This is a genomic window from Agromyces sp. NPDC056523 (assembly GCF_042794545.1).
Taxonomy (GTDB): domain Bacteria; phylum Actinomycetota; class Actinomycetes; order Actinomycetales; family Microbacteriaceae; genus Agromyces.
In genome coordinates, this window is sequence record NZ_JBHTTM010000001.1 from 546142 (window position 1) to 566379 (window position 20238).

The 20238-nt window shown below is 69.3% G+C and carries 17 protein-coding genes; 12 read left to right on the top strand and 5 right to left on the bottom strand.

Annotation, left to right across the window (positions count from 1 at the left end; genetic code table 11):
- Positions 1 to 20: 20 nt before the first annotated feature.
- Together ACFQ58_RS02675 and menD are read right to left on the bottom strand one after the other, a co-directional pair.
- Positions 21 to 869 carry an SDR family NAD(P)-dependent oxidoreductase gene (locus ACFQ58_RS02675; RefSeq protein WP_376949260.1) on the bottom strand — a complete coding sequence of 283 codons (849 nt, stop codon included), beginning with the start codon at positions 867 to 869 and terminating at the stop codon, positions 21 to 23.
- Between the two features lie 39 nt (positions 870 to 908).
- Positions 909 to 2624, bottom strand: coding sequence for a 2-succinyl-5-enolpyruvyl-6-hydroxy-3-cyclohexene-1-carboxylic-acid synthase (menD, locus tag ACFQ58_RS02680; protein ID WP_376949262.1), 1716 nt, complete (start codon positions 2622 to 2624; stop codon positions 909 to 911).
- 152 nt (positions 2625 to 2776) lie between these two features.
- Between menD and ACFQ58_RS02685 the strand changes: the two genes are divergently transcribed.
- Positions 2777 to 3952, top strand: coding sequence for a glycosyltransferase (locus tag ACFQ58_RS02685; RefSeq protein ID WP_376949264.1), 1176 nt, complete (start codon positions 2777 to 2779; stop codon positions 3950 to 3952).
- A gap of 13 nt (positions 3953 to 3965) precedes the next feature.
- On the opposite strand, the gene ACFQ58_RS02690 is transcribed toward ACFQ58_RS02685, so the two are convergent.
- Entirely contained in the window at positions 3966 to 5150 is a 1185-nt protein-coding gene (locus ACFQ58_RS02690) for an acyltransferase family protein (RefSeq protein WP_376949266.1), read from the bottom strand.
- 147 nt (positions 5151 to 5297) lie between these two features.
- On the opposite strand from ACFQ58_RS02690, the gene ACFQ58_RS02695 reads away from it, so the two are divergent.
- The 6 genes from ACFQ58_RS02695 (at position 5298) to ACFQ58_RS02720 (ending at position 11440) form a co-directional block, all read left to right on the top strand.
- Complete coding sequence (locus ACFQ58_RS02695) at positions 5298 to 6167, top strand: nucleotidyltransferase family protein (protein WP_376949268.1); 870 nt, start codon at positions 5298 to 5300, stop codon at positions 6165 to 6167.
- Positions 6164 to 6418 (top strand): PqqD family protein, encoded by a 255-nt coding sequence (locus tag ACFQ58_RS02700; protein WP_376949270.1) that lies wholly within the window; start codon positions 6164 to 6166, stop codon positions 6416 to 6418. Before ACFQ58_RS02695 ends, ACFQ58_RS02700 begins: the two co-directional genes overlap by 4 nt.
- Positions 6419 to 6521: 103 nt before the next feature.
- A complete protein-coding gene (locus ACFQ58_RS02705) occupies positions 6522 to 8330 on the top strand; it encodes an ABC transporter ATP-binding protein (RefSeq protein ID WP_376949272.1) in 1809 nt (602 codons plus the stop codon).
- Between the two features lie 59 nt (positions 8331 to 8389).
- Positions 8390 to 9352, top strand: coding sequence for a glycosyltransferase family 2 protein (locus tag ACFQ58_RS02710; protein ID WP_376949274.1), 963 nt, complete (start codon positions 8390 to 8392; stop codon positions 9350 to 9352).
- Positions 9353 to 9408: 56 nt separating this feature from the next.
- Positions 9409 to 10425: a glycosyltransferase gene (locus tag ACFQ58_RS02715; RefSeq protein WP_376949276.1), complete on the top strand. Its 1017-nt coding sequence runs from the start codon at positions 9409 to 9411 to the stop codon at positions 10423 to 10425.
- Positions 10426 to 10435: 10 nt separating this feature from the next.
- Positions 10436 to 11440 (top strand): glycosyltransferase family 2 protein, encoded by a 1005-nt coding sequence (locus ACFQ58_RS02720; RefSeq protein WP_376949277.1) that lies wholly within the window; start codon positions 10436 to 10438, stop codon positions 11438 to 11440.
- On the opposite strand, the gene ACFQ58_RS02725 is transcribed toward ACFQ58_RS02720, so the two are convergent.
- On the bottom strand, positions 11420 to 12580 hold the full coding sequence (locus tag ACFQ58_RS02725; RefSeq protein WP_376949279.1) for a polysaccharide pyruvyl transferase family protein: 1161 nt from the start codon (positions 12578 to 12580) through the stop codon (positions 11420 to 11422). The two genes, ACFQ58_RS02720 and ACFQ58_RS02725, sit on opposite strands and share 21 nt — an antisense overlap.
- 65 nt (positions 12581 to 12645) lie before the next feature.
- On the opposite strand from ACFQ58_RS02725, the gene ACFQ58_RS02730 reads away from it, so the two are divergent.
- The 4 genes from ACFQ58_RS02730 (at position 12646) to ACFQ58_RS02745 (ending at position 17786) form a co-directional block, all read left to right on the top strand.
- On the top strand, positions 12646 to 14031 hold the full coding sequence (locus ACFQ58_RS02730) for an O-antigen ligase family protein (RefSeq protein ID WP_376949281.1): 1386 nt from the start codon (positions 12646 to 12648) through the stop codon (positions 14029 to 14031).
- Positions 14032 to 14232: 201 nt separating this feature from the next.
- On the top strand, positions 14233 to 15702 hold the full coding sequence (locus tag ACFQ58_RS02735; protein WP_376949283.1) for a polysaccharide biosynthesis tyrosine autokinase: 1470 nt from the start codon (positions 14233 to 14235) through the stop codon (positions 15700 to 15702).
- A gap of 45 nt (positions 15703 to 15747) precedes the next feature.
- Positions 15748 to 16884, top strand: coding sequence for a glycosyltransferase family 4 protein (locus tag ACFQ58_RS02740; protein WP_376949285.1), 1137 nt, complete (start codon positions 15748 to 15750; stop codon positions 16882 to 16884).
- Complete coding sequence (locus tag ACFQ58_RS02745; protein ID WP_376949287.1) at positions 16881 to 17786, top strand: polysaccharide pyruvyl transferase family protein; 906 nt, start codon at positions 16881 to 16883, stop codon at positions 17784 to 17786. The genes ACFQ58_RS02740 and ACFQ58_RS02745 overlap by 4 nt, the downstream gene beginning before the upstream one ends.
- 6 nt (positions 17787 to 17792) lie before the next feature.
- Here ACFQ58_RS02745 and ACFQ58_RS02750 read toward each other — a convergent pair whose 3' ends face one another.
- Positions 17793 to 18821 carry a glycosyltransferase family 4 protein gene (locus ACFQ58_RS02750; protein ID WP_376949289.1) on the bottom strand — a complete coding sequence of 343 codons (1029 nt, stop codon included), beginning with the start codon at positions 18819 to 18821 and terminating at the stop codon, positions 17793 to 17795.
- Between the two features lie 193 nt (positions 18822 to 19014).
- On the opposite strand from ACFQ58_RS02750, the gene ACFQ58_RS02755 reads away from it, so the two are divergent.
- On the top strand, positions 19015 to 20166 hold the full coding sequence (locus ACFQ58_RS02755; protein ID WP_376949291.1) for an ATP-binding protein: 1152 nt from the start codon (positions 19015 to 19017) through the stop codon (positions 20164 to 20166).
- Positions 20167 to 20238 lie beyond the last annotated feature (72 nt).

Consider the following 20238-nt stretch of genomic DNA (forward strand, 5'->3'; position numbering starts at 1 on the left):
CTGGCCTGGTCACCGCACGATCACGAGTCACCGCGCAGACCGAGCGACCTCCCGCCGTCGACAGCGAGTTCTTGACCGGTGATGAATCCTGCCCGCGGGCTTGCGAGGAAGCCGACCGCCTCGGCGACGTCCTCCTCGTGACCGATTCTGCCGAGCACATTCGTGCGCTTGACGCGCTCCAACTCGTCATGCGTCGGCATACCGCGGGGAACTATGCCGGGTGACACCACGTTGACGGTGATGCCGTGGGCGCCGAGCTCGATGGCCGCCGACTTCATGTACCCGACCAGGCCGGCCTTGGCGGCCGCGTAGTCGGCGAATCGCGCCTTGCCGCGTTCGCCGATGACCGAACCGACGCTGATGATGCGACCCGACCCTTGCGCCATCATCTTCGGCGACGCGGCACGGACGCAACCGATCGCCGCGCGGAGGTTGACGGCGAGGATCCGATCGATGACCTCGAACGACTGGTCCCATACCGGTGCATGGTCGCCGCGAGCGCTGCCGCCCGCGCAGTTGACGAGGATGTCGACGCGCTGAAGCGCGTCGAAGAACGCGAGTACGGCGTCGTCGTCCTCGAGGTCCACTTGGGCGACTCGAGCGGTACCCCCGAGCCCTTGGATCTCGCCGACGACCGATTCGAGGGCGGTCGTCGTGCGACCGAGGACGTGCACCTCTGCGCCGCTGATCGCCAGCCTGAGCGAGATCGCCCGACCGATGGCGCCGCTTCCGCCAGTCACGACCGCGATCTGGCCGTCGAGCTCCGGGGGCGCATCGCGCCGGATCTCGTAGGGGCGCGCCATGGCTACCTTCGCCTGGCCGCCCACGAGCGTCCGCACGCGACGCGCCAATGTCCTGACCGTTCCCATGTGCTCCCTCGTCCCAGAGTTGGATCGAACCCGCGAGCCCTATCGCAGGCCGAATCGTCGCAGAACCTTTCCGCCGAGGCGGCGGATCCTGAAGTACAAGGTCGGCCGCGCCCCTCCGCCGGTGAGGCTGGCGTAGTAGCCCTTGAGCTGTGCGACATCAGTGAGCTTGTCGGAGAACACCTCGAGCACTCGCGCATCACGGGAGCTCGGGTCGGTGAGCCACTCGATCCCGGCGGCGGTCGATTCGGACGTGTCGGCCTGGGAGTACTCGATGCCGAGCGACTCCACCCAGCCTCGGGCCGTCAGCGCGTGCTCAGCGCTGACATGGCGGCCGGCCACCGGAGAGTACGACGCGGGCAATGGCATGTGCATCACGGCTCCCCCGCCGTTGTTGAGGAGGAGGATGCGCAGGTTGTGGGGCAGGTTGCGGATCCCGAGCGAGTTCATGTCGTAGAAGAACGTGAGGTCTCCGATGATCACGAAGCTCGGCTTGTCCGTCGCGGCCGCGTAACCGATCGCCGTCGACAGGCATCCGTCGATGCCGTTCACGCCGCGGTTGGAGAAGACGTCGATCGATGGGTCGAGTGGGTGGAGTTGCGCCATCCTGATCGGAGCACTGTTCGCGATGTGGAGTGAGCTCGCCGGCGGAAGCGCGGCCATCAGGCGGCCGATTGCCGCCATCTCGCCGTGCTCCGAGGGCGGTGGCGTGATCGATCCGGACGCTTTCAGCATTCGGTCCGCATAGCCCCGGCCGGCCGATGGCGCGTCGTTCGCCGCGGCGAGGCGTTCGAGGAACTCCTCGGGTCGGCACGCGATCACGTCGGTGAGTGACCGGAACGGATCAGCGACGGCACCGTCGGGATCGACGCGCCAGTGCTCGTGCGTCGACCTGTTGAGGAACCCCTTGAGCTCGTCCTTGTACACGAGGTTGCCGCCGACCGTGACGACGACTTCGGGCCCGAGCCCGGGATGCGCGTTCGCGACGCGCAGGAACGCCAAGGGGTTCCCGACGCGGGCGTCGGTATCGAGATTGGCGAGGTGGTCGGCGATCACCGTCGCGTCGAAGGCCGCGACGAATCGCGCGAGGGCTGCACGCGTGTGCTCACTCGGGCGTGGTCCCTGTCCCCACACGAGGAGCACACGTCGACCCGCGAGGCGACGGGCGAGCGAACTCCAGTCGGGTGCTCCGTCCTCGAGTCGATGGCGCGTGATCACGCGGACCGGGGGGAGGCGCGGAACCGTGAACGAGACGCCGCTGTGGCTTTCGATCGGGACGTTGAGATGCACTGGTCCGCCGCCGCGCTCATTGGCCGCGATGAGCGCCTCATTGATCACCCGATTGCAGTACCAACGGTCGCGCTCGTTCGTGATCGGCCGAAGCTCGGCCGTGTACCGGACGCTGCCACCGAACAGGCCGCGTTGATCGACCATCTGGTCCTCCATCTGCCCGAGGAACTCCGGAAGCCGATCGGTCGTGATCGCGACGAGCGGCAGGTTCTGGGCATTCGCCTCCGCCAGCGCGGATCCGTAGTTCAACGCCGCGGTGCCGGACGTGCAGATCGTCGCGGCCGGCGCCCCGGTCGCCTGGATGAGGCCCAGGGCGAAGAAGGCCGCCGACCGCTCGTCGACCACCGAATGGAGCGTGAAATCCTGGTCGGCCTCGAACGTCCGAGTGAAGGCGTAGTGCCGACTTCCCGGCGAGATGACGATGTTCCGAACACCGTGCGCCTTGAGGAGCGCCGTCAGTTCCAGCACGGTCGCTTCGTCCGCGTACATTCGGCTCCACTTCATCCTGAGGTCGAGATCAGCGCTGGCCGCGCCGGGCCCATCGAAGCGATGAGATCCCTTGAATACTGCCCTTGACCGACCGGTTCGAGAAATGAGTATCCATCCGGCGACGACCCACTGTGTCGCGAAGCCTCGCGCGTCGCAGCTCTGGCGCCCTGGCCGGCGGCCCGGAAACTAGGCTGGGCATCAGCGCGGCAACGTGCGCACCTGCGAGAGGGGGCACCATCGACGTCGTCCTGGCGCACGACTACCTCGTGCAGGTCGGGGGCGCCGAGCGCGTCGTCGCCGACTGGGTGGCGGGGTTCGGCGCGAAGACGGTCGTCACGCTCGCGTACCGGCCCGAGACCACCTTCCCGGCGTTCCGCGAGCTCGACGTGAGGGCGACGATCCCCGCGTCGCTGTCGGGTCAGGTCGAGCGGATGCTTCCGGCACTGCCGGCCATCGCCGCACGCACAACGGTGGCGGGCGGCGACCTCGCGCTCGCGTCGAGCAGCGGATGGGCGCACCGCTTCCGCTACAAGATGCCGCATGTCGTCTACGTGCACAGCCCGGCCCGCTGGCTGTACGCCGCCGACGACTACCGGATGCGGCTGAGTCGCGTCCGCCGCGCGGGCCTCGCCGTGAGCACGCCGGTGCTGCGCCGAGGCGACCGCGAGGCGATGGCGGGCGCCACGGCGATCATCGCGAACTCGAATGTCACGCGCGAGCGCATCCGCCGGGCGTACGGGCTCGACTCGACCGTGGTGCATCCGCCCGTCGAGCCGGTCGCCGGCGACGCCGCAGCCGTCGCGCCCGCACGTGCCCTGCCCGAGCCGTTCGCCGTCGTCGTCGCTCGCGACCGCGGCTACAAGAACGTGCCGCTCGCCCTCGACGCCGCTCGCGAGGCGGACCTGGCCATCGCCGTCGTCGGCCCTGGCTCCGAGTCCCTGGATGACCCCTCGAACGGCGTGCACGGGATGGGCCGCGTGTCCGACTCTGAGCTCGCCTGGGTGTACCGGCACGCGGCAGTCGTCATCGGCGCCGGCCGCGAGGACTTCGGCCTCACCGTGCTCGAGGCGGCGCTCGAGGGCACGCCGGCGGCGACGGTCGCGGCGGGCGGCTACCTCGAGACAGTGCGACCCGGCGTGAGCGGCGCGCACGCGGCATCCGCCACCGCGTCCGACCTCGGAGCGGCGATCCGCCGAGCGCGCAACTGCGACCCCGACGATGTGCGCTCCTGGGGGCGCGCGTTCGGCCGGGACGTCCACATCGCACGCATCGCGGCAGTGATCGACGAGGCGGCGGAGCGGGCGTAGGCGCGAGCGCGCGTCACCGCGCTCCGGCCGGCGCCCGCTCCTTCCTGGGACGCTTCGCCCAGTTGATGCAGGGCCGCTCGACGGTTACAAAGAGGAGCTGGCCCACCGCGAAGACGACGCCGAATCCGACCGTCCACAGCAGCAGGAGCAGGAACGGTCCCTCGGGGACGTCGAGGAACTTCTGCAGGAACTCCGAGACGTACCACGCCGTCGGCTGGTGGATGAGGAAGAGGCTGTACGAGCGGTAGCCGAGGTACGACAGCGGCTTCCACGCGAACACGCGTCCGGCGGCCGGCACGGAGAGGACCAGGACGATCAGGGTGCCGAAGAGGGCGCTCAGGCCGAGCTCGCGGATGGGCAGGACGGATCCCTTGAAGACGGGCGCCGTCGCCACGACGTACGACACCACCATGAGCGCGATCAGCAGTATGAAATGCGGTCGGCGGATCTTCTCGATGACCCTGAACGCGATGACCGCCGCAAGCATGCCGGCCACGAACTCCATCAGGCGGCCGAGACCCGACGCACTCCAGAGGAACTGATCGGGGAAGTCGGGGCCGGGCACGTAGATCGCCACGAGGATCCGGAAGACGACCGAGATGCCGATCGCCACGAGCAGCGCCGGGATGCCCCACCGGTTCGCCGCGACCAGGAGCACGGGGAACAGCAGGTAGAGCTGCATCTCGAGCGACATCGTCCACAGGCTGCCGTTCATCGAGCTCCAGTGCTCGGCGAAGAACAGGTGCGAGAAGGTCAGGTGGCTCAGCCAGTCTCCGAAGCTCGGCATCGGCTGCCACGACGCATCCCGGCCGAACACTCGCATGATCACGACGAGGAGCTGCGGCAGCAGTGTCGCGTAGAGCAACGCGACGTAGTACGGGATGACGATGCGTCGCATGCGACGCCAGAGGTACGCGCGCGTCTGGAACTGGTCCATGCGTTCCGGCCGCCGCGCGAAGGGCAGGAACAGCACGAATCCGGTCAGCACCACGAAGAAGTCGGGCCGGATGTTCTGGCTCACGACCGCCGAGAGCACCGGAATCTCGGGACGCCCCGCGAACTCCCACGTGTGGAAAGCGAACACGGCGAGGAACGCGACGGCGCGCAGGCCGTCGACGGAGTCGATGCGCTGCGCGGTCGCCGGCGTCTCGGCGGCGGACACCTCGCCCGCGCCCGTCGCCTTCTCCGCGTTCGACACAGCGACCAACCTAAGCCAGGCGGGGCCGATCCCTTGTCCCCAGATCGGAGGACATGAGCCGCGCCGCGTCGACCGACTTGCGGAGTGGGGAGACGGACTTGCATCCGACCTCATCGCTAGAGTGATCGACGAGGTGGTGCAGCGGGCGTGAACGGATCCGAGGTCAACGTGCCGCTTCAGGTGCGCCTGCGATTCGGGCACGCGGCGATCCAGTACCTGGCCGACACGATCGGCGCAGACCTGCTGCACATCAAGGGCGTGGCTGTCGATCCCTCGCTCCGACCAGGTGGATATTCCGGGAGCGACGTCGACGTCCTGGTGCGCCCTGAGCACGTGCGGGAACTTGACGCGGCGATGCGCCGCCACGGATGGCGCCTGTACAGCACGTTCGAATGGGGTTCTCCCTTCGGGCACGCCCAGACGTACCTGCACGACGCGTGGGGGTACATCGACCTCCACCGCTTCTTCCCCGGCATACGGGTCGCTCCGGATCGTGCGTTCGATCGACTATGGGCCGACAGCCACGAGGCCTCGATCGCCGGGGTCGGATGTCGCGTGCCGAGCGAGCCGGCACAGGCCGTGCTGCTTGTGCTCAACGCGGCGCGCTCGACCAAGGACTCGAAACCCGATGTCCGCATCGCGTGGAACGAGGCGCCGCCCGAGCGCCGAAGCGAGATGCAGGCGCTGGTCGCCGACCTCGATGCCCCGGTGGCGTTCGCGGCAGCGACCGGGACACTCGACCGGTACCGCGGCGAGCGGGACTTCGAACTCTGGCGGATCGTGTCGCAGGGCGGTTCGCGAACCGCGGAGTGGTGGGCGCGGGTCCGCGCGGCCCCGACGTTCGTCTCTGCCTTACGCATCGTCGGGAGGGCCGCGCTCGTGAACATCGACCATCTCTCCCACCGCCTGGGCCGCCCGCCGACTCGTACCGAGATCGTCGCGGAGTTCTTCCGTCGGCCGGCGCGGGCGCTTCGCGAGACGTGGCAGGGCATTCGGCACGCGGAGACCGGCCGATGACGCGCCTTCGGCCAGGGACCGGTGTCGCCATCACCGAGGATGCCGACACGGTCTACGCGGCTTACCTGCCGGGGGGTCCCATCGTGGTGCTCGACGGAATCGCAGCCCTCATCTGGGCGGAGGCATGCGGCGGCGAACGCGAGACCATCATCGAGCGCGTCGCCGAGGCGACGGATGCCGCGCCCGAGGTGATCCGCGCCGACGTCGACGCGTTCGTGGCCGACCTGATGGCGCGCGGGCTGCTGCAGTAGCGGAGTCGCCCCGTTCGAGCGCCACGAGGGCCGCGCCATCCGCGCCGTATGATGCCGTGAGGCCCGCCCGCCCGACACCGAGGGCGAGGCGCGGAGGGAACCCATGGCACGACGCAAGCGCGAGCGAAGCCTGAGCAGTCAGCTGCGGTTGATGCTCGACATGGCCGGAGCCGATCCCACCCGCTGGGTCGTCGGCACGGTCGCAGCATCCCTCGTGCTCGCCGCGCTCGACACCATCGGGGTGGCCGCCATGGTCCCACTCACGCAGTTGTTCACAGGCGACACCGACAACTGGTTCGTCGAGTGGATTTCCCAGGTGCTGGGCACCGACGAGCTCTCCGTTCTCATCCCCGTGATCGCGTCGCTGATCACCGTCGTCTTCATCGTGAAGAGCATCGGTGCGATCTCCTTCCGCTGGTGGCTCCTCGGACGCACGACTCGGATCTCGGCGCTGTCGTCGGCCGAACTCGCGCGTCGGTATGCGCTCGCCCCCTATGCGGACCACCGGTCGCGCCGCATCAGCGAGATGTACCGCAACATCAACGACTCGACGAACCAGTCTGCGAGCGTCCTCCTCGGCGTCGTCAGCCTGGTCTCGGACGTCGTGGTGCTCGCAGCGATCGTCGTGGTGCTGGCGATCACCTCGCTCGCGGTCACGCTCTTCGCGGTCGCGCTGTTCGGCATCCTCGTCTTCGGCGTCCAGATACTGCTCCGTCGGCGCCAGTACCGCATCGGCGAGGAGCTCGCTGCGGCAGGGCTCGAAGCGTGGCAGTTCCTCCTCCCGGGGCTCGACGGCTTTCGCGAGGCCCGCCTCACCTCGAGTTCCAGCGCGTTCATCGACGGCTTCCGCGAGGCCCGGATGCGTCGAGCCCGCGCCGCACGGATGATGGGCATCCTCTCCGATGCGCCGCGATACCTGCTCGAGATCGGCTTCGTCGTCGCCATCCTCGGAATCTCGTTGATCCTCTTCACGACGGGCACGCCGGCCGAGGCGCTGACCGTGCTCGGCGTGTTCGCCGCGGCATCGCTCCGCGCCCTCCCCGGGTTGAATCGCATCGCAGCGAACCTGGCGACCGTCCGAACCGGTCGAGCCGGACTCGAGATCGTGTCGAAGGTCGTCGATGAGCTCGACGCCGGTGGGCTGCACGACGAACGGCCGCGCAGCTCGGAGGGGTTCGCGGGCGATATCGTGCTTCGCGATCTCAGCTTCCGCTATCTCGATGCCGAGGACTTCGTGTTGCGTGGTATCTCGCTGGACATCCGCGAGAACCGCACGACGGCGTTCGTCGGCTCGAGCGGCGCCGGCAAGAGCACCCTCCTGGACGTGGTGCTCGGCCTCCTCCGCCCGACCGAGGGCGAGGTGGTCGTCGGAGGCCGGTCGATCGGCGACGACCTGGCGGGTTGGTACGCCGGGCTGGGGGTGGTCCCCCAGGATGTGTTCCTGCTGAACGACACCCTCACGACGAACATCGCGTTCGGGGTGCCGCACGACGAGGTCGATCCCGAACGCGTGCGCGAGGTGATCCGGATGTCCCAGCTCCTCGACCTCATCGACGAGCTCCCCGACGGACTGGACACGATCGTCGGCGAGCGCGGGGTCCGCCTCTCTGGTGGTCAGCGGCAGCGCATCGGGCTCGCACGAGCGCTCTACCGCAGCCCGCGCGTGCTCGTGCTCGACGAGGCGACCTCGGCGCTCGACAACGTGACCGAGCACGAGATCGCCAAGACGCTCGGGACCCTGCAAGGCACGTTGACGATCGTCATCGTCGCGCATCGGCTCTCGACCGTGCGGCACGCCGACACGCTCGTCTTCCTCAAGGACGGCCAGGTCGAGGCCGAGGGCACTTTCGAGGAGGTGCGGGCGAGGAGTTCGGACTTCGCCCGCCTGGTGGAGCTCGGCGAGCTCGACTGAGCCGGGCGACGAGGCGGCCCGCCACTACAATCGGCTCACCACCCGTCGGCGAGGAGCGTATGGCCCAGGCACCGCGACTGAGCGTCTGCATCGTCACCTACGAGCGACCCGCCTTCCTCGAGCGCTGCCTCCGCGCCCTCCACGAGCGGTCGAGCTCCGGTACGGAGCTCGTGGTCGTCGACGCGTCCGTGGCGAGTCACCGGCAACTGGTGAGCGGAATCGACCCGTCCATCGTGTACGTCCACGCGCCCGACCTCGCGGGTTGGATGACCCGATCCAGGAACGAGGGCCTGAAGCGGGTCGGAGGCGACATCATCAGCTTCCTCGACGACGATGTCGTGATCCGGACGGGTTGGGAGGCGGCCGTTCTCGCCGCGTTCGACGATCCCTCGGTCCAGGCTGTCGGGGGTCGCACGTGCAACGGGCTTCCCGGCGAGGAGACGTACGACCGGCCGATCGGTCGGCTGCTGCCGGATGGCACGTTGACCGACGGGTTCGCGTCCCTGCCCGAGCAGGCGCTGGTCGACGTGGACCACGGCATCGGCGCGAACATGTCGTTCCGGCGTTCGGTGCTCGCCGCCCTCGGTGGCTTCCGGGACGACTATCCAGGGACCGCCCTGCGTGAAGACACCGACATCTTCCTCCGCGTTCGCGCACTGGGAGGTCGAACCGTGTTCGCCCGGGATGCGACCGTCGACCACCTCCCAGCCCCGCATGTCCGCGGAGCCCGCTTCGATACGCGGTACAAGCTGTACGGACGGCGCAACCACATGGTCCTGCTCGCTCGGAACGACGGCATCCGATCGGTACGGTTGCGCCGCTGGGTGCGCGGGCAGTTCGCCTCCGTTCCGGCAGCTCGCGGCTTCACCGCCAGAGTGCGCCGACTGGGGGTCACGTCGCTGGGCGTGGCATGGGGTGCGCTCGCCCTTCCGAGCTCCGCGCGATGGCGACCGCTGCCCCCAAGTCGCGAGGATGCCGCCGGGCGCGAGTTGCGGCGGCTGCTCGAGCGCGGGTCCGACTGAAGCCGTGCGAAACTACCCCTGATCGCGCGCGCCATGCCGGCGCAGCATGAAGGTCGATGAGCTCGGCGAAGCAGGAGATGGAGGCGGATGTGACGACGTCGCACATCGATGACGGCCAACGCAGGTCGCCGTCGATCAGCATCGTGCTGGCGACCAATCGCGACAGCCCGTACCTCGAGGAATCGCTCCGCAGCGTCCGCGAGCAGACGCTCCAGGACTGGGAGCTGCTCATCGTGGACAACGGCATTCCCGATGTCGAGCGCGTCGCGCGGCTGATCAGCGGCGACCCCCGGATGCGGATGATCACGATCGACTCTTCCGCGACCGCCGGTGTGTCGAGGAACGTCGGCGTCTCGGAGACCTCGGCCGATCTCGTCACATTCCTCGACGACGACGACATCTGGTCGCCCGATCGACTGACCCGCCACCTCGAGGCGCACCGGGACCATCCGACATCGCCGGCGAGCTTCTCCGGGTACTGGCACATGGATGCCGACGGACGCCGCTTCGGCGAGGACTGGAGGTCGCGGTACACCGAATCCTCCGAGATGCTGCGGGGAACGGCCGACACGCCGCTCGGACCGACCCTCGTCATCCGTCGACCGGACTTCCTGGCGATCGGGGGGTTCAGTTCCGAGATCCCCATCCTCGTCGACTTCGAGCTCGCCCTCCGTCTCGCACTTCGCGGAGAGCTGGTCTATATCGACGCTCTTCTCGTCGGGTACCGACGCCATTCCAATAACATGACCTCGACGGCTCCCGCCAACGCGGAGCTGCGCCGGCGCGCGATGGAGGACATGGTGGACCGGCAACGTTGGGCGGCCGCCGGTCGAGGCAACGCCGAGGTGGCGGATCTGTTCACCGAGCGGCTCGAGCGATTCCGGCGGGGCGAGGCACGCAATGCGGGCTCGGCGGTGTTCCGGTTCCTCAGGCGGGGCGAGTTCCGCTACGCGTGGCATGAGACGGTGTGGGGCGTTTCACGCGCGCCCGGCAGCTTCCTCGCTGGAGCCGCGACCGCGCCGATCGGCAAGGCGCGCGCGCTGCAGCGCAAGCTCCGGCAGCGCCCCGCCTAGTGGGAACGCCGTGACCGCAGCGCCCATCGTGTCGATCGTGGTGCCGCTCTTCAACGGCGGCCCGTTCATCGACGAGACCCTCCGGTCGGTGCTCGCCCAGACGTTCAGTCGCTTCGAGGTCATCGTCGTCGACGACGGGTCCACCGATGACGGCCCTGGAATCGTGCGCGCGCTCCTCTCGGACGGGCGCGTGCACCTGGTGGAGAGCCCGCATGTCGGCGTCGCAGACGCCCGCAACACGGGAGCTGCGCGGGCGCACGCCGCCTCGTCGTACCTCGCGTTCCTGGACGCCGATGACGTGTGGAGCCCCGATGTACTCGCGACGCTCGTCCGAGCGCTCGAGGAGCGACCGGATGCCGCTGGGGCGTTCGCGCTCGCCGAGTACATCGACGACAGCGGCCGGATGCTTCATCCAGGCGACTTCCCACGGCACATGCGCGGGCGCGAGGACCTGCGGGATGGTCGGCTCGTCCCGCGCGACAGCGTCGCCGACGTGCACTCGGAGCACCTCTTCCTGTCCAACCTGATCTACCCGCCGAGCTGCTTGCTGATCCGTCGCTCGGCGTTCGACGCGGCAGGTGGGTTCGACGGCGGGTTCCTCGCCGAGGATTGGGAGTTCGTGGCCAGGCTCGCGAAGCCGGGCCCGCTCGTACCGGTCGACCGAGCGATGGTCGGCTATCGACGGCATGCATCCAACGCCTCGTCGGACCGCGGGCGCAATGTCACGGGCGCGCGTCAGGTGTGGGCGGCGGTCTACCACCGAGCGCGCGAGTCCGAAGAGCGAAGACGACTGCGAGGCATCTGGCGTGCCCACCAGCGGCGTACCGCGCGCCGCAAGCTGGCGGAGGGCGGGAGACTGCTCTCGAACGGGCGGCTCGTGACCGGCATCCGTTCCATCGCCGACGGACTCGCGCACGCTGCGGTGCGGCATCCGCCTCGGATCTGGCTGTCCCAGGCGTCGCGGCGGAGGCGCCGCGAAGTCGGTGCGGCCGGGCTATCCCGTTCGCTCACCTGACGCTTCGAGCGCCTCGCGCAGAAATCGCAGCGAGGCGATGCGGAGGTCGTCGCGGCTCTGCTCCGACCCCGTCCAATCCACGTCGGCGAGCGCTCGCAATCCATCGATGCCAGTGGCTCGGGTCGTGAGGTCGTGCTGCCGGAGCAACTCGTTCCAGCGCGCGTCGCGCTCGAATCGCGTGCGGAGGATCAGCGGCCGACGGTGCAGGAGCGAGAAGATGCCCGCGTGGAACGAGTCCGTGATGACCACCTCGGCCCGCGCGATCGAGGCGACGAAGCCGGCGGGATCCACCTCGGCGAACCGGGCGTCGTCCAGATCGTGGAGGTCGACCACTGCGAGTCCCTCGTCGGAGGCGTATCGACGGACCCACACATCCTGCTCGACCGTGGGAGCACCGAGGAAGAACCGAAGGGCGTAGGGTTCCGAGACGATACGTGGTCGTGCCGCGGTCAACCGGTCCCACACCGCCGGTTCCACCAGCAGCGTGGGGTCCAGCACGATCGGCACCTCTGCGCCGGTCAGATCCGCGACGATCCTGCGGCCGGCGGATTCACGCACCGAGAGGTGGGGGATGCCGCGCAGCCAGGTGCGGTACCGCGAGCGCAGGAATCCCGGCACCCGTTCGACGCCGAAGCTCGCTGCGTAGGCGACTCGGCGTGACTCGGGGGCGAAGTCGAGGAAGTCGATGCCCTGCGCCCGACGGTACGTCGGATTCCACACCTGATCCGAACCCGCGATCACGGCGGAGTACCGCTCGCCCCAGTAGGTGGTCGGCCGGTCAGAGAATGCCTCCATCGACGATGCGATGTGGTCGCGCGCGAAGGCGGCGATCGCAGCGCGCCTCTGACCCAGGAACTCCGGGGCCGACGCGGCATCGCGCGAAGGTCGTCGGCGCACTCGGGCGACGAGCCGGTCCGCGACGTCGGCGGGATCATGGCGCAGCTCGTGCAGCATCCTGGGGCCGAGGAGGGCGGGATCCCAGCGGGGCGGGCGGTTGCGCAGCGTCTCCGGATCCCATCCGAGCCCGCGGACGACCTCCTGAAGCGCGTAGTTCTGAAGTCGATTGCCGTAGTTGGCGTCATCGTTGATCGTGACGATGCCGACCTTCTCGCGATCCACGTCCAGCCGCGCATGTGTCATCCCGCCAGAGTAGCCGCGCGGGAGGGATGCGATACTTGACCGAAATCACTCCAAGGGGTCGCTGAATGGCTTCCAGCACCAGGCGCCGCGAGATCTGGCGCGAGCGCATCGCCGACGGCTGGGCGAATGCGTGGCGCTGGGTGCTCGCGGCCTTCGGCACGGTCGCCGCCACCTACTTCATCCTCGAGCGCGGGGTGCTGGGCGGCGCGACGCTCGCGATCGTCGTCGGTGCCTTCGTGATCGCCGCCGCTCTCACGGGATCGACGCCGCTCGCCATCGCACTCTTCGCGATGCCCGGCCTGCTGGTCTCGCAGCGCATCGGCCTCGGCGGCGGCGATCTCTCGGTGTCGGATGCTGCCCTTGCCGCGGCGTTCGGAACCGCCGTGCTGCTCGGCCGCCGTCCCTACAGCAGCCCGCTGCGGAAGTTGCTGGTCATCAACCTCGTGTACCAGTTCGCGACGCTGTTCACCGTCATCGTCAATCCGTACCCGCTGAACACCATCGAGTGGTTCCACGCGTGGCTGCTCATCTCGGGAGCCCTCATCGTCGGATGGGCGGTGGGCGCGGCCGGCTACGCACGCCTCGCGCTTTCGCTGATCGTGTTCACCGCGTGCGTGTTCGCGGCGGTCACCCTCATCGGGGCGGCATTCAGCTACGCCGAGGGCGACTTCGGCCCCGCGACCCCGACGTGGCCCTTCCCGATGCACAAGAACTTCGTCGGGACCGTCCTGGCGTTCGGCGCCATCGTCGCCTATCTCAATCCGGACTGGGTGGGCTGGACCAAGGGCTGGGCGAGGTTCGGATTCCTGCTCATGACCGCGGGCATCATCGTGGCGCAGTCCCGACAGGCGCTCATCGGCCTCTTCGCCGCCATCATCGTCGGCGTGATGCGCCGCAGCACCACCGGGCGCTCCCGTTGGGTGTTCCTCCTCCTCATCCCGGTGGCGTGGCTCGTCATCGGCATGGTGATCGAGCAGATCGAGTCGCAGAACCGGCACAACTCCGTGTTCCAGCGAGTCGAGTGGTTGCGAGAGGTCTACCACTTCTGGCGCGAGTCGCCGGTGTTCGGCCACGGGTTGCGGTACTGGTACAACCCGGGCGAACTGCCGTATCAACCTCCGCAGGCAGAACTGGAGGTGGTGGCCTCCGCCGGGGTCGTCGGTCTGATCGCCTTCGTGGTGATGTGGATCGGCGTGCTGGTCGTCCTCTGGCGGGTGGATCCGCGATTCGGAACCCTGGCGTTTGCCGTCCTGCTCTGCCGCGCGGTCCAGGCCCAATTCGATCTCTTCTGGGTTGCGGTGCAGGTCTCCGTGCCGTTCGTCATCGCCGGGATCTGCCTCGGCGCGATGGATCTCGACCGAAGATCGAAGGCGGCGCCGAACGACGTGCTGCTCGCCGAACCGGTCCGTCGGATGCCGGGTTCCGGGGTCCCCATCGGTCGGCGCCGGTGAGGCTGAGACCCACGCGCATGCGTGGGGCTCGAGTCGAACCGTGCACGCGAGCGCGCGCATCAGCGGCCTTGGCATACCATGGACCCTATTCATGGGATGGGGCTGCCGCGCCGCGGTGACGCCACGGACAGCACCGGAGGTGGCATGGAACTCCGCGATTACCTGCGCGGACTGCGCAGGCATTGGATCGCCATCCTTCTGATGACCCTCGTAGGTGCGGGCGCAGGGTACGGCTGGACCCTTCTGCAGACCCCAGTCTACGTCGCCGGCTCGAGCGGATACGTCTCGTCCACAGGGGTCGAGGACCTGGGCGAGTCCACGCTCGGCGACTCGCTGGCGCGATCGAAGGTGCCCACCTACCTCGAGATCGCGGAGTGGCGTACGGTCGCCGACTACGCGATCGAGGAGCTGGGGCTGAAGACCACTCCGGAACTCCTCGTGGAGCGCATCGAGGTATCGAATCCGACCAACACGACGTTCATCAAGGTGAGCGCCCAGGGCCCGAGTCCCGAGGAAGCGCGGGCGCTCGCAGAGGCGTGGATCGAGGGGATGTCTGCCGCGGTCGATGAGATCGAACGCAGCGGGAGCTCGGGTTCGGCCCCGGTCACGATCCTCCCAGGCGACGAGGCCTCGCTGCCCTCCTCGCCGAGCTTCCCCGACGTCCAGATGGCCGTCATCGTCGGCGGCGTGCTCGGCCTGGGCTTCGGTATCGCGTTCGCGATGATCCGCACGGTGTCCGACCGTCGCATCCGCGCCGCCGAAGACGTCGAGCAGCACACCGGCGTCGCGGTCGTGGGGACGATCCCGATCGTTCCTGGACTCAATGACGAGACGCGGCTCGTCGACCCGACGACGTCGGGGTCGACCGGCAAGAACGGCACCTTCGCCGTCGCCGAGGCGTTGCGAGCCCTTCGCACCAACCTGCAGTTCATGGATGTCGACCACCCGCCGAAGACGATCGTCGTGACGAGCCCGCTGCCGGGTGACGGCAAGTCGACCGTCGCCTGCAACCTCGCCCTCACGCTCGCCGCCGCGGGGGCCACCGTGGTCCTCGTCGACGGCGACCTGCGCCGCTCGATGGTTGCGAAGACGATGGGGTTGCCCGGCGGCGCCGGGCTCAGCGATGTCCTCGCCGGGCGTGCGTCGCTTGCGGAGGTACTGCAGCGGACGCCGAAATCGAACAACCTCCTCGTGCTGGCCGCCGGCAGCGTCCCGCCGAACCCGAGCGAGGTCCTCGGCTCCGAGCGGATGCACACACTGCTCGCCGACCTGACCAAGCACGCGACCGTGATCATCGACGCGCCGCCGCTCCTCCCGGTGACGGATGGCGCCGTGCTCACGCACCAGGCCGATGGCGCGCTCGTCGTCATCACGCTCCGGAAGACGACATTCGACCTCCTCGACAAGGCCCTCGACACGCTCCGAAAGGCGCGCGGCCGCCCGCTCGGGATCGTGCTCAATCGTGCACCGCTCCGCGGTGCGGACGCTGCCGCGTACTCGTACGAGTACCGGCGCGACTACACCTCCTCGTCCAAGGTCGCGGCGACTGAGGTCACGCCCGTCGAGGCCCCGACGCCAGCGAGTGCTCCTACCGTCGCCCCCTCCGACGCGGACGACCTCGTCGATGGCGCCCCGGCGGGGGCGTCGCGGCGGAGCGGACGCCGCAGCTGACGCGTGGCCCGGGGAACGCAGGTCGCACGACCGCGCATCGCGCTGGTGAGCTCGTCGTACGCGCCGTACTTCGGCGGGGTGGAGGAGCATGTGCGTCACGTCGCCCGCGAGTTGCAGCGCGACGAGATCGATGTCGAGGTATGGACCGTCGATCGAGGTGAGTCGCTCGGCGTTCGCGTCGTGGACGGCATCACTGTGCGCTACCTGCCGACGCCGCTGCCCGCCCGAACACGGCGTGCGGCGGCGCACTTCGTCCGACGTTTCCCTTCTGCGTGGCGTGAATGGATGGCGGCCGCTCGAGAGTTCCGCCCGCAGGTCCTGCACGTGCACTGCTTCGGGCCGAACGGCCCGTACGCGCTCGGCCTGCGTCGCCGTCTTCGGGTCCCGCTGGTCCTGACCTCGCACGGTGAGACCTTCATGGACGACCGCGGCGTCTTCCAGTCGTCGGCCCTCCTGCGATCCGGACTTCGCCGAGCGATCGCCCAGGCCTCGGCCGTCACCGCTCCGTCGGAGTACGTCCTGGCGGACCTGCGCCGAACCTACGGTCTGACCGGCGGGACCGTCGTGCCCAACGGCGTCGATCGCGACCTCCATGAGCATGCCGATGCGGCGACCCGACCCGACGGGACCCAGTATCTCCTCGGGGTCGGACGCTTGGGTGCGATGAAGGGCTTCGATCTCCTCATCGAGGCGTTCGCGTCCGCCGAGCTCGGCCCGGAGGTCCACCTGGTCATCGGCGGAGACGGGCCCGAGCGTGCTCGGCTCGAAGAGCTGATCGAACGGCGTGGGCTCGAGGATCGGATCGAGATGGTCGGCCGACTGGGCCCGACGTCCGTCGCCCGAGCCATGGCGGGAGCGCTCGCCGTGGTGGTGCCGAGTCGGGTCGAGGCGTTCGGCATCGTGGCGCTCGAGGCGTGGCGAAGCGGGGCACCGCTCGTGATGACGAGCCGCGGGGGTGCGCCGGGATTCGTGCGAGACGGCGACGATGGCATACTCGTGGACCCCTTGGACACACCCGCGCTCGCCAGTGCGCTGCGCGAGGTGACCTCGAATGCCGGTCTTCGCAACCGCCTCGCTGCGGCGGGGCGTGCTCGTGTCGGCGAGTTCACCTGGGCGCGCGTCGCGCACGCGTACGAGGAGCAGTACGCCGCGGCATCCGGGCTGAGGGTGAGCCCGCGGTGAACCACACGCGCCCGGCCGTCCGACGATTCCGCCAGCTCCGCCGCATCGCGGTCGCTGCGACTCGGCCCCGGATGTGGCGTGGGGGTGTCGTCGTGCCGACGCACTGGTGGGATGGGCATCCCAATTTCGGCGACGACCTCACGCCGTGGCTCCTGCCGAACTACGGGGTGCTCCCGATACACCGTGTCGCCGCACGGGCGAGGCTCGCCGGTGTGGGCAGCATCCTGGAGTTCCTCCCCACCGACTGGAGCGGCGTCATATGGGGCAGTGGCCTCATGAACGGCGAGCCCCACGTCCTTCCGTCCGCGCGGGTGCTCGCCGTGCGTGGGCACCTGACCAAGGAGCTGATCGGCGCACCCGACGATGTCGCACTCGGCGACCCCGGGATCCTCGTCGCTCGCCTGCGCCCGCGGCCGAAGCAGCGCTGGGATGTCGCGCTCGTCCCGCACGGCCATCACCGCTCCCACACGTCGTTCCTCGCACTCGCCGAGACGCCGGGGCCCCGTGTTCGCGTCGTGAACGTGCACCAGACCGCGGAGCGAGTGGTCCGAGAGATCGGATCGAGCGGTACCGTCGTCACCACCTCATTGCACGGGCTCGTCACGGCCGATGCCTACGGGATTCCGGCCGTGTGGACGACGCTCGAGCCCGCCCTCGGCGGCGGTGCGTTCAAGTTCCACGACTACGAGTCGGTCGTCACGCCCGGAGCGACGCGATGCGTCCCGTTCGACCCGGGGATGTCCCTGGACGACCTGGTCGGCGGGGCAGCGGCGGCCCCGCGTGCGACGGTCGAGAGTGTGTGCGACGCGCTCGAAGAGTCGGCCGCGCGGCTTCCCCAGGTCCTCCGCGCGGCTGGGCGATTCCCTCGGGATCTGCTGCGGGTGCTCGCGGGTCGCAACTGAGCGCCCTCACGCCACCGACGACCAGATGCGAGCGTGTCCCTCGGCGGAGCGTTCCCAGGTGAACTGCGCCGCCCGCTCGCGCGCGGCGCGGACGAGCGCAGCCGTGCCGTCGCCCCGGAGCGCATCGAGCAGGCCGCTCGCGATGCCGCTTCCCGTGGGGTCGACGAGGATGCCGGTGTCGCCCACGACCTCGGGCAGCGAGCTCGTCGCGGCAGCGACGATCGGAACGTTCGCCGCCATCGCCTCGAGCGCCGGAAGACCGAATCCCTCATAGAGCGAGGGAACGACGACGACGGCGGCGGATGCGACGAGTCCGGGCATGACCTCATCGGGCAGGCGCCCCGTCAGCACGACCCCCGGCATGCCATCGAACAGTTCGCTCCGGCGGCCCCGTGGTGGGCCGGCGAGCACGAGACCGAGACCGGGTCGTTCGCGGTGCACCAGCGGCCACGCCTCGGCGAGCGCCTCGAGGTTCTTCCGCCGCGACGCCCCGCCGGCGTGCAGAATGTATTCCTCGGGCACCCCCAGCGACCGGCGGACGCCGGCGGGCAGCGGCTCCGCGTCGAAGAACCGATCCTCGACGCCGTTGTGCACCACGAAGGGGTCGGTGATCCCGAGCAACTCGACGGCCTCGCGAGCGCTGAACTCGGAGACGCAGATGACCGCGGCCGCGCGTCGGGCTTCCTCGATTGCAGCAGGCACGGGAGGCGACTCGTCGGGGAAGCGCCATGCGACGACATCGTGGAGGGTGATGACATCGGCCCCGGGTGCGGGCGGGAGTTCGAGGTTCATGCGATGCGTCACGGATTCGCGGCCGTACAGCACGCGCCCGAGCGCCCGACGCGCTGCCGGCGAGGCCGACGAGACGCGACCGACCGGGAGGCGCCGATCACCGGGCAGAGTGGACCGCAGTGAACGCACCACGAGACGCCGGACGGTCCACTCGCGATCGTCCACCGCCTGCAGTCCGGAGGCGGCGCGCCCGGCGACCTGTTCCTGGTACATCTGCGCACCCATCGGATGCTCGGTCGCCATCGTCGCGATCGTCAGCCGTGGGTGCGCCGAACTGCGTTGGATGATGCCTTCTCCGACCTGGTCGTGCGGCCACGCCGTTCAGACCCGGTGGCCGTCGGAGTCCCAGAGTAGGGGAGTGCTCGCTTTCTCGGGCCATCCGCTGTCGCGCGCCCTGATGGCCTCAGCTCGCCAGGCTGCAGGTAGGCTGCTCGGTATGCCGATCGCCTTCGACGTGCGTGCCCTCACGAGCACGGTGCGCATCGAACTGGACGACTCGTTGAGCCTGGCCGAGCAGGAGTCGATCAAGGCGCACTGGGTCGATCTCGCCCACGACGCGGGTGGCGAGCCTGATCATGTCATACGCGGCAGCGTGCGGGACCGGAAGGAGTTGTCCCACGGCGAGTACGTGACGTGGGCGAGCTCCGCGGCGGCGCTCGCCCAGCGGATCACCTCGGAGATCACGACCGAAGCCATACACGGGCTTCGCGGAGAGGCGCTCATGCTGCACGCCAGCGCCGTCGCGCTCGAGGACGGACGCGTGATCGGCTTCGTCGGTCCCTCCGGTCGTGGAAAGACCACCGCCGCCCAGGCCCTCGGCCGCTCCTACGGCTACGTCACCGACGAGACCCTGGCGGTGCGCGTCGACGGCTCGGTCGTGGCCTACCCCAAGCCGCTCTCGATCGGGTCTCGGCCCGGCGTGAAGTCGACGACCCCCGCCTCGGCGCTCGGTCTCGTCGAGGCGCCGACCGACGGACTGCACCTGGCGGCGATCGTGCTGCTCGACCGGCGGGCGGATGTGGAGCGGCCGTTCGTGGAGTCGGTGCCGATCGTCGAAGCATTGTCCGAACTCGTGCCGCAGGCGAGTCACCTCGCCTCACTCCAACATCCCCTCCGGACGCTGCTCGGGGCCATCGCCGCCGCCGGGGGTGTGCGACGCGTCGTCTACTCCGAGGCATCATCGCTTCCTCCGCTCATCGATGACGTGCTGCAGCAGACGGCGGACGCTGCGCCGATGCTGGTGGATGTCGGAAAACTGTCCCAACGCGACTGCGGGTGCTTCTCGCGGAAGGACGACCAACAGGCGGACCCGTCAGCGGTCGAGCGACCCGGTGCCTTGTGGCGAGCGACGTACGTCGACGCACTCCTCGCCGACGACTCGCTCGTGGTGTTACTGCCGAGCCGCGTGGTCGTACTCGAGGGGGTCGGTCCGGCGCTGTGGATGGCTGCCGACGGCGTCACCGAGGACGAGTTGCGTGAATCGGCGTTGCGCGAACTGCCCGAACCACCTGCGGACCTCGACGTGGACGCGGTGATCTCGGACGCGGTGCGAGACCTGGTCGCGGGCGATGTTCTCACCGGTGCGTGAGTGGAGATGCCGGCACTCGACGTCCGCGTGACCTCGCATGACGCACCGCCCCCCGAACGCGGGGGTGGATTG

Excerpts from the sequence above, each read along its gene's own strand:
- ACFQ58_RS02675 (WP_376949260.1), bottom strand. The coding sequence starts at position 869 with ATGGGAACGGTCAGGACATTGGCGCGTCGCGTGCGGACGCTCGTGGGC.
- ACFQ58_RS02700 (WP_376949270.1), top strand. The coding sequence starts at position 6,164 with ATGACGCGCCTTCGGCCAGGGACCGGTGTCGCCATCACCGAGGATGCC.
- ACFQ58_RS02705 (WP_376949272.1), top strand. The coding sequence starts at position 6,522 with ATGGCACGACGCAAGCGCGAGCGAAGCCTGAGCAGTCAGCTGCGGTTG.
- ACFQ58_RS02710 (WP_376949274.1), top strand. The coding sequence starts at position 8,390 with ATGGCCCAGGCACCGCGACTGAGCGTCTGCATCGTCACCTACGAGCGA.
- ACFQ58_RS02715 (WP_376949276.1), top strand. The coding sequence starts at position 9,409 with ATGAGCTCGGCGAAGCAGGAGATGGAGGCGGATGTGACGACGTCGCAC.
- ACFQ58_RS02725 (WP_376949279.1), bottom strand. The coding sequence starts at position 12,580 with ATGACACATGCGCGGCTGGACGTGGATCGCGAGAAGGTCGGCATCGTC.
- ACFQ58_RS02730 (WP_376949281.1), top strand. The coding sequence starts at position 12,646 with ATGGCTTCCAGCACCAGGCGCCGCGAGATCTGGCGCGAGCGCATCGCC.
- ACFQ58_RS02735 (WP_376949283.1), top strand. The coding sequence starts at position 14,233 with ATGACCCTCGTAGGTGCGGGCGCAGGGTACGGCTGGACCCTTCTGCAG.
- ACFQ58_RS02750 (WP_376949289.1), bottom strand. The coding sequence starts at position 18,821 with ATGGCGACCGAGCATCCGATGGGTGCGCAGATGTACCAGGAACAGGTC.
- ACFQ58_RS02755 (WP_376949291.1), top strand. The coding sequence starts at position 19,015 with ATGCCGATCGCCTTCGACGTGCGTGCCCTCACGAGCACGGTGCGCATC.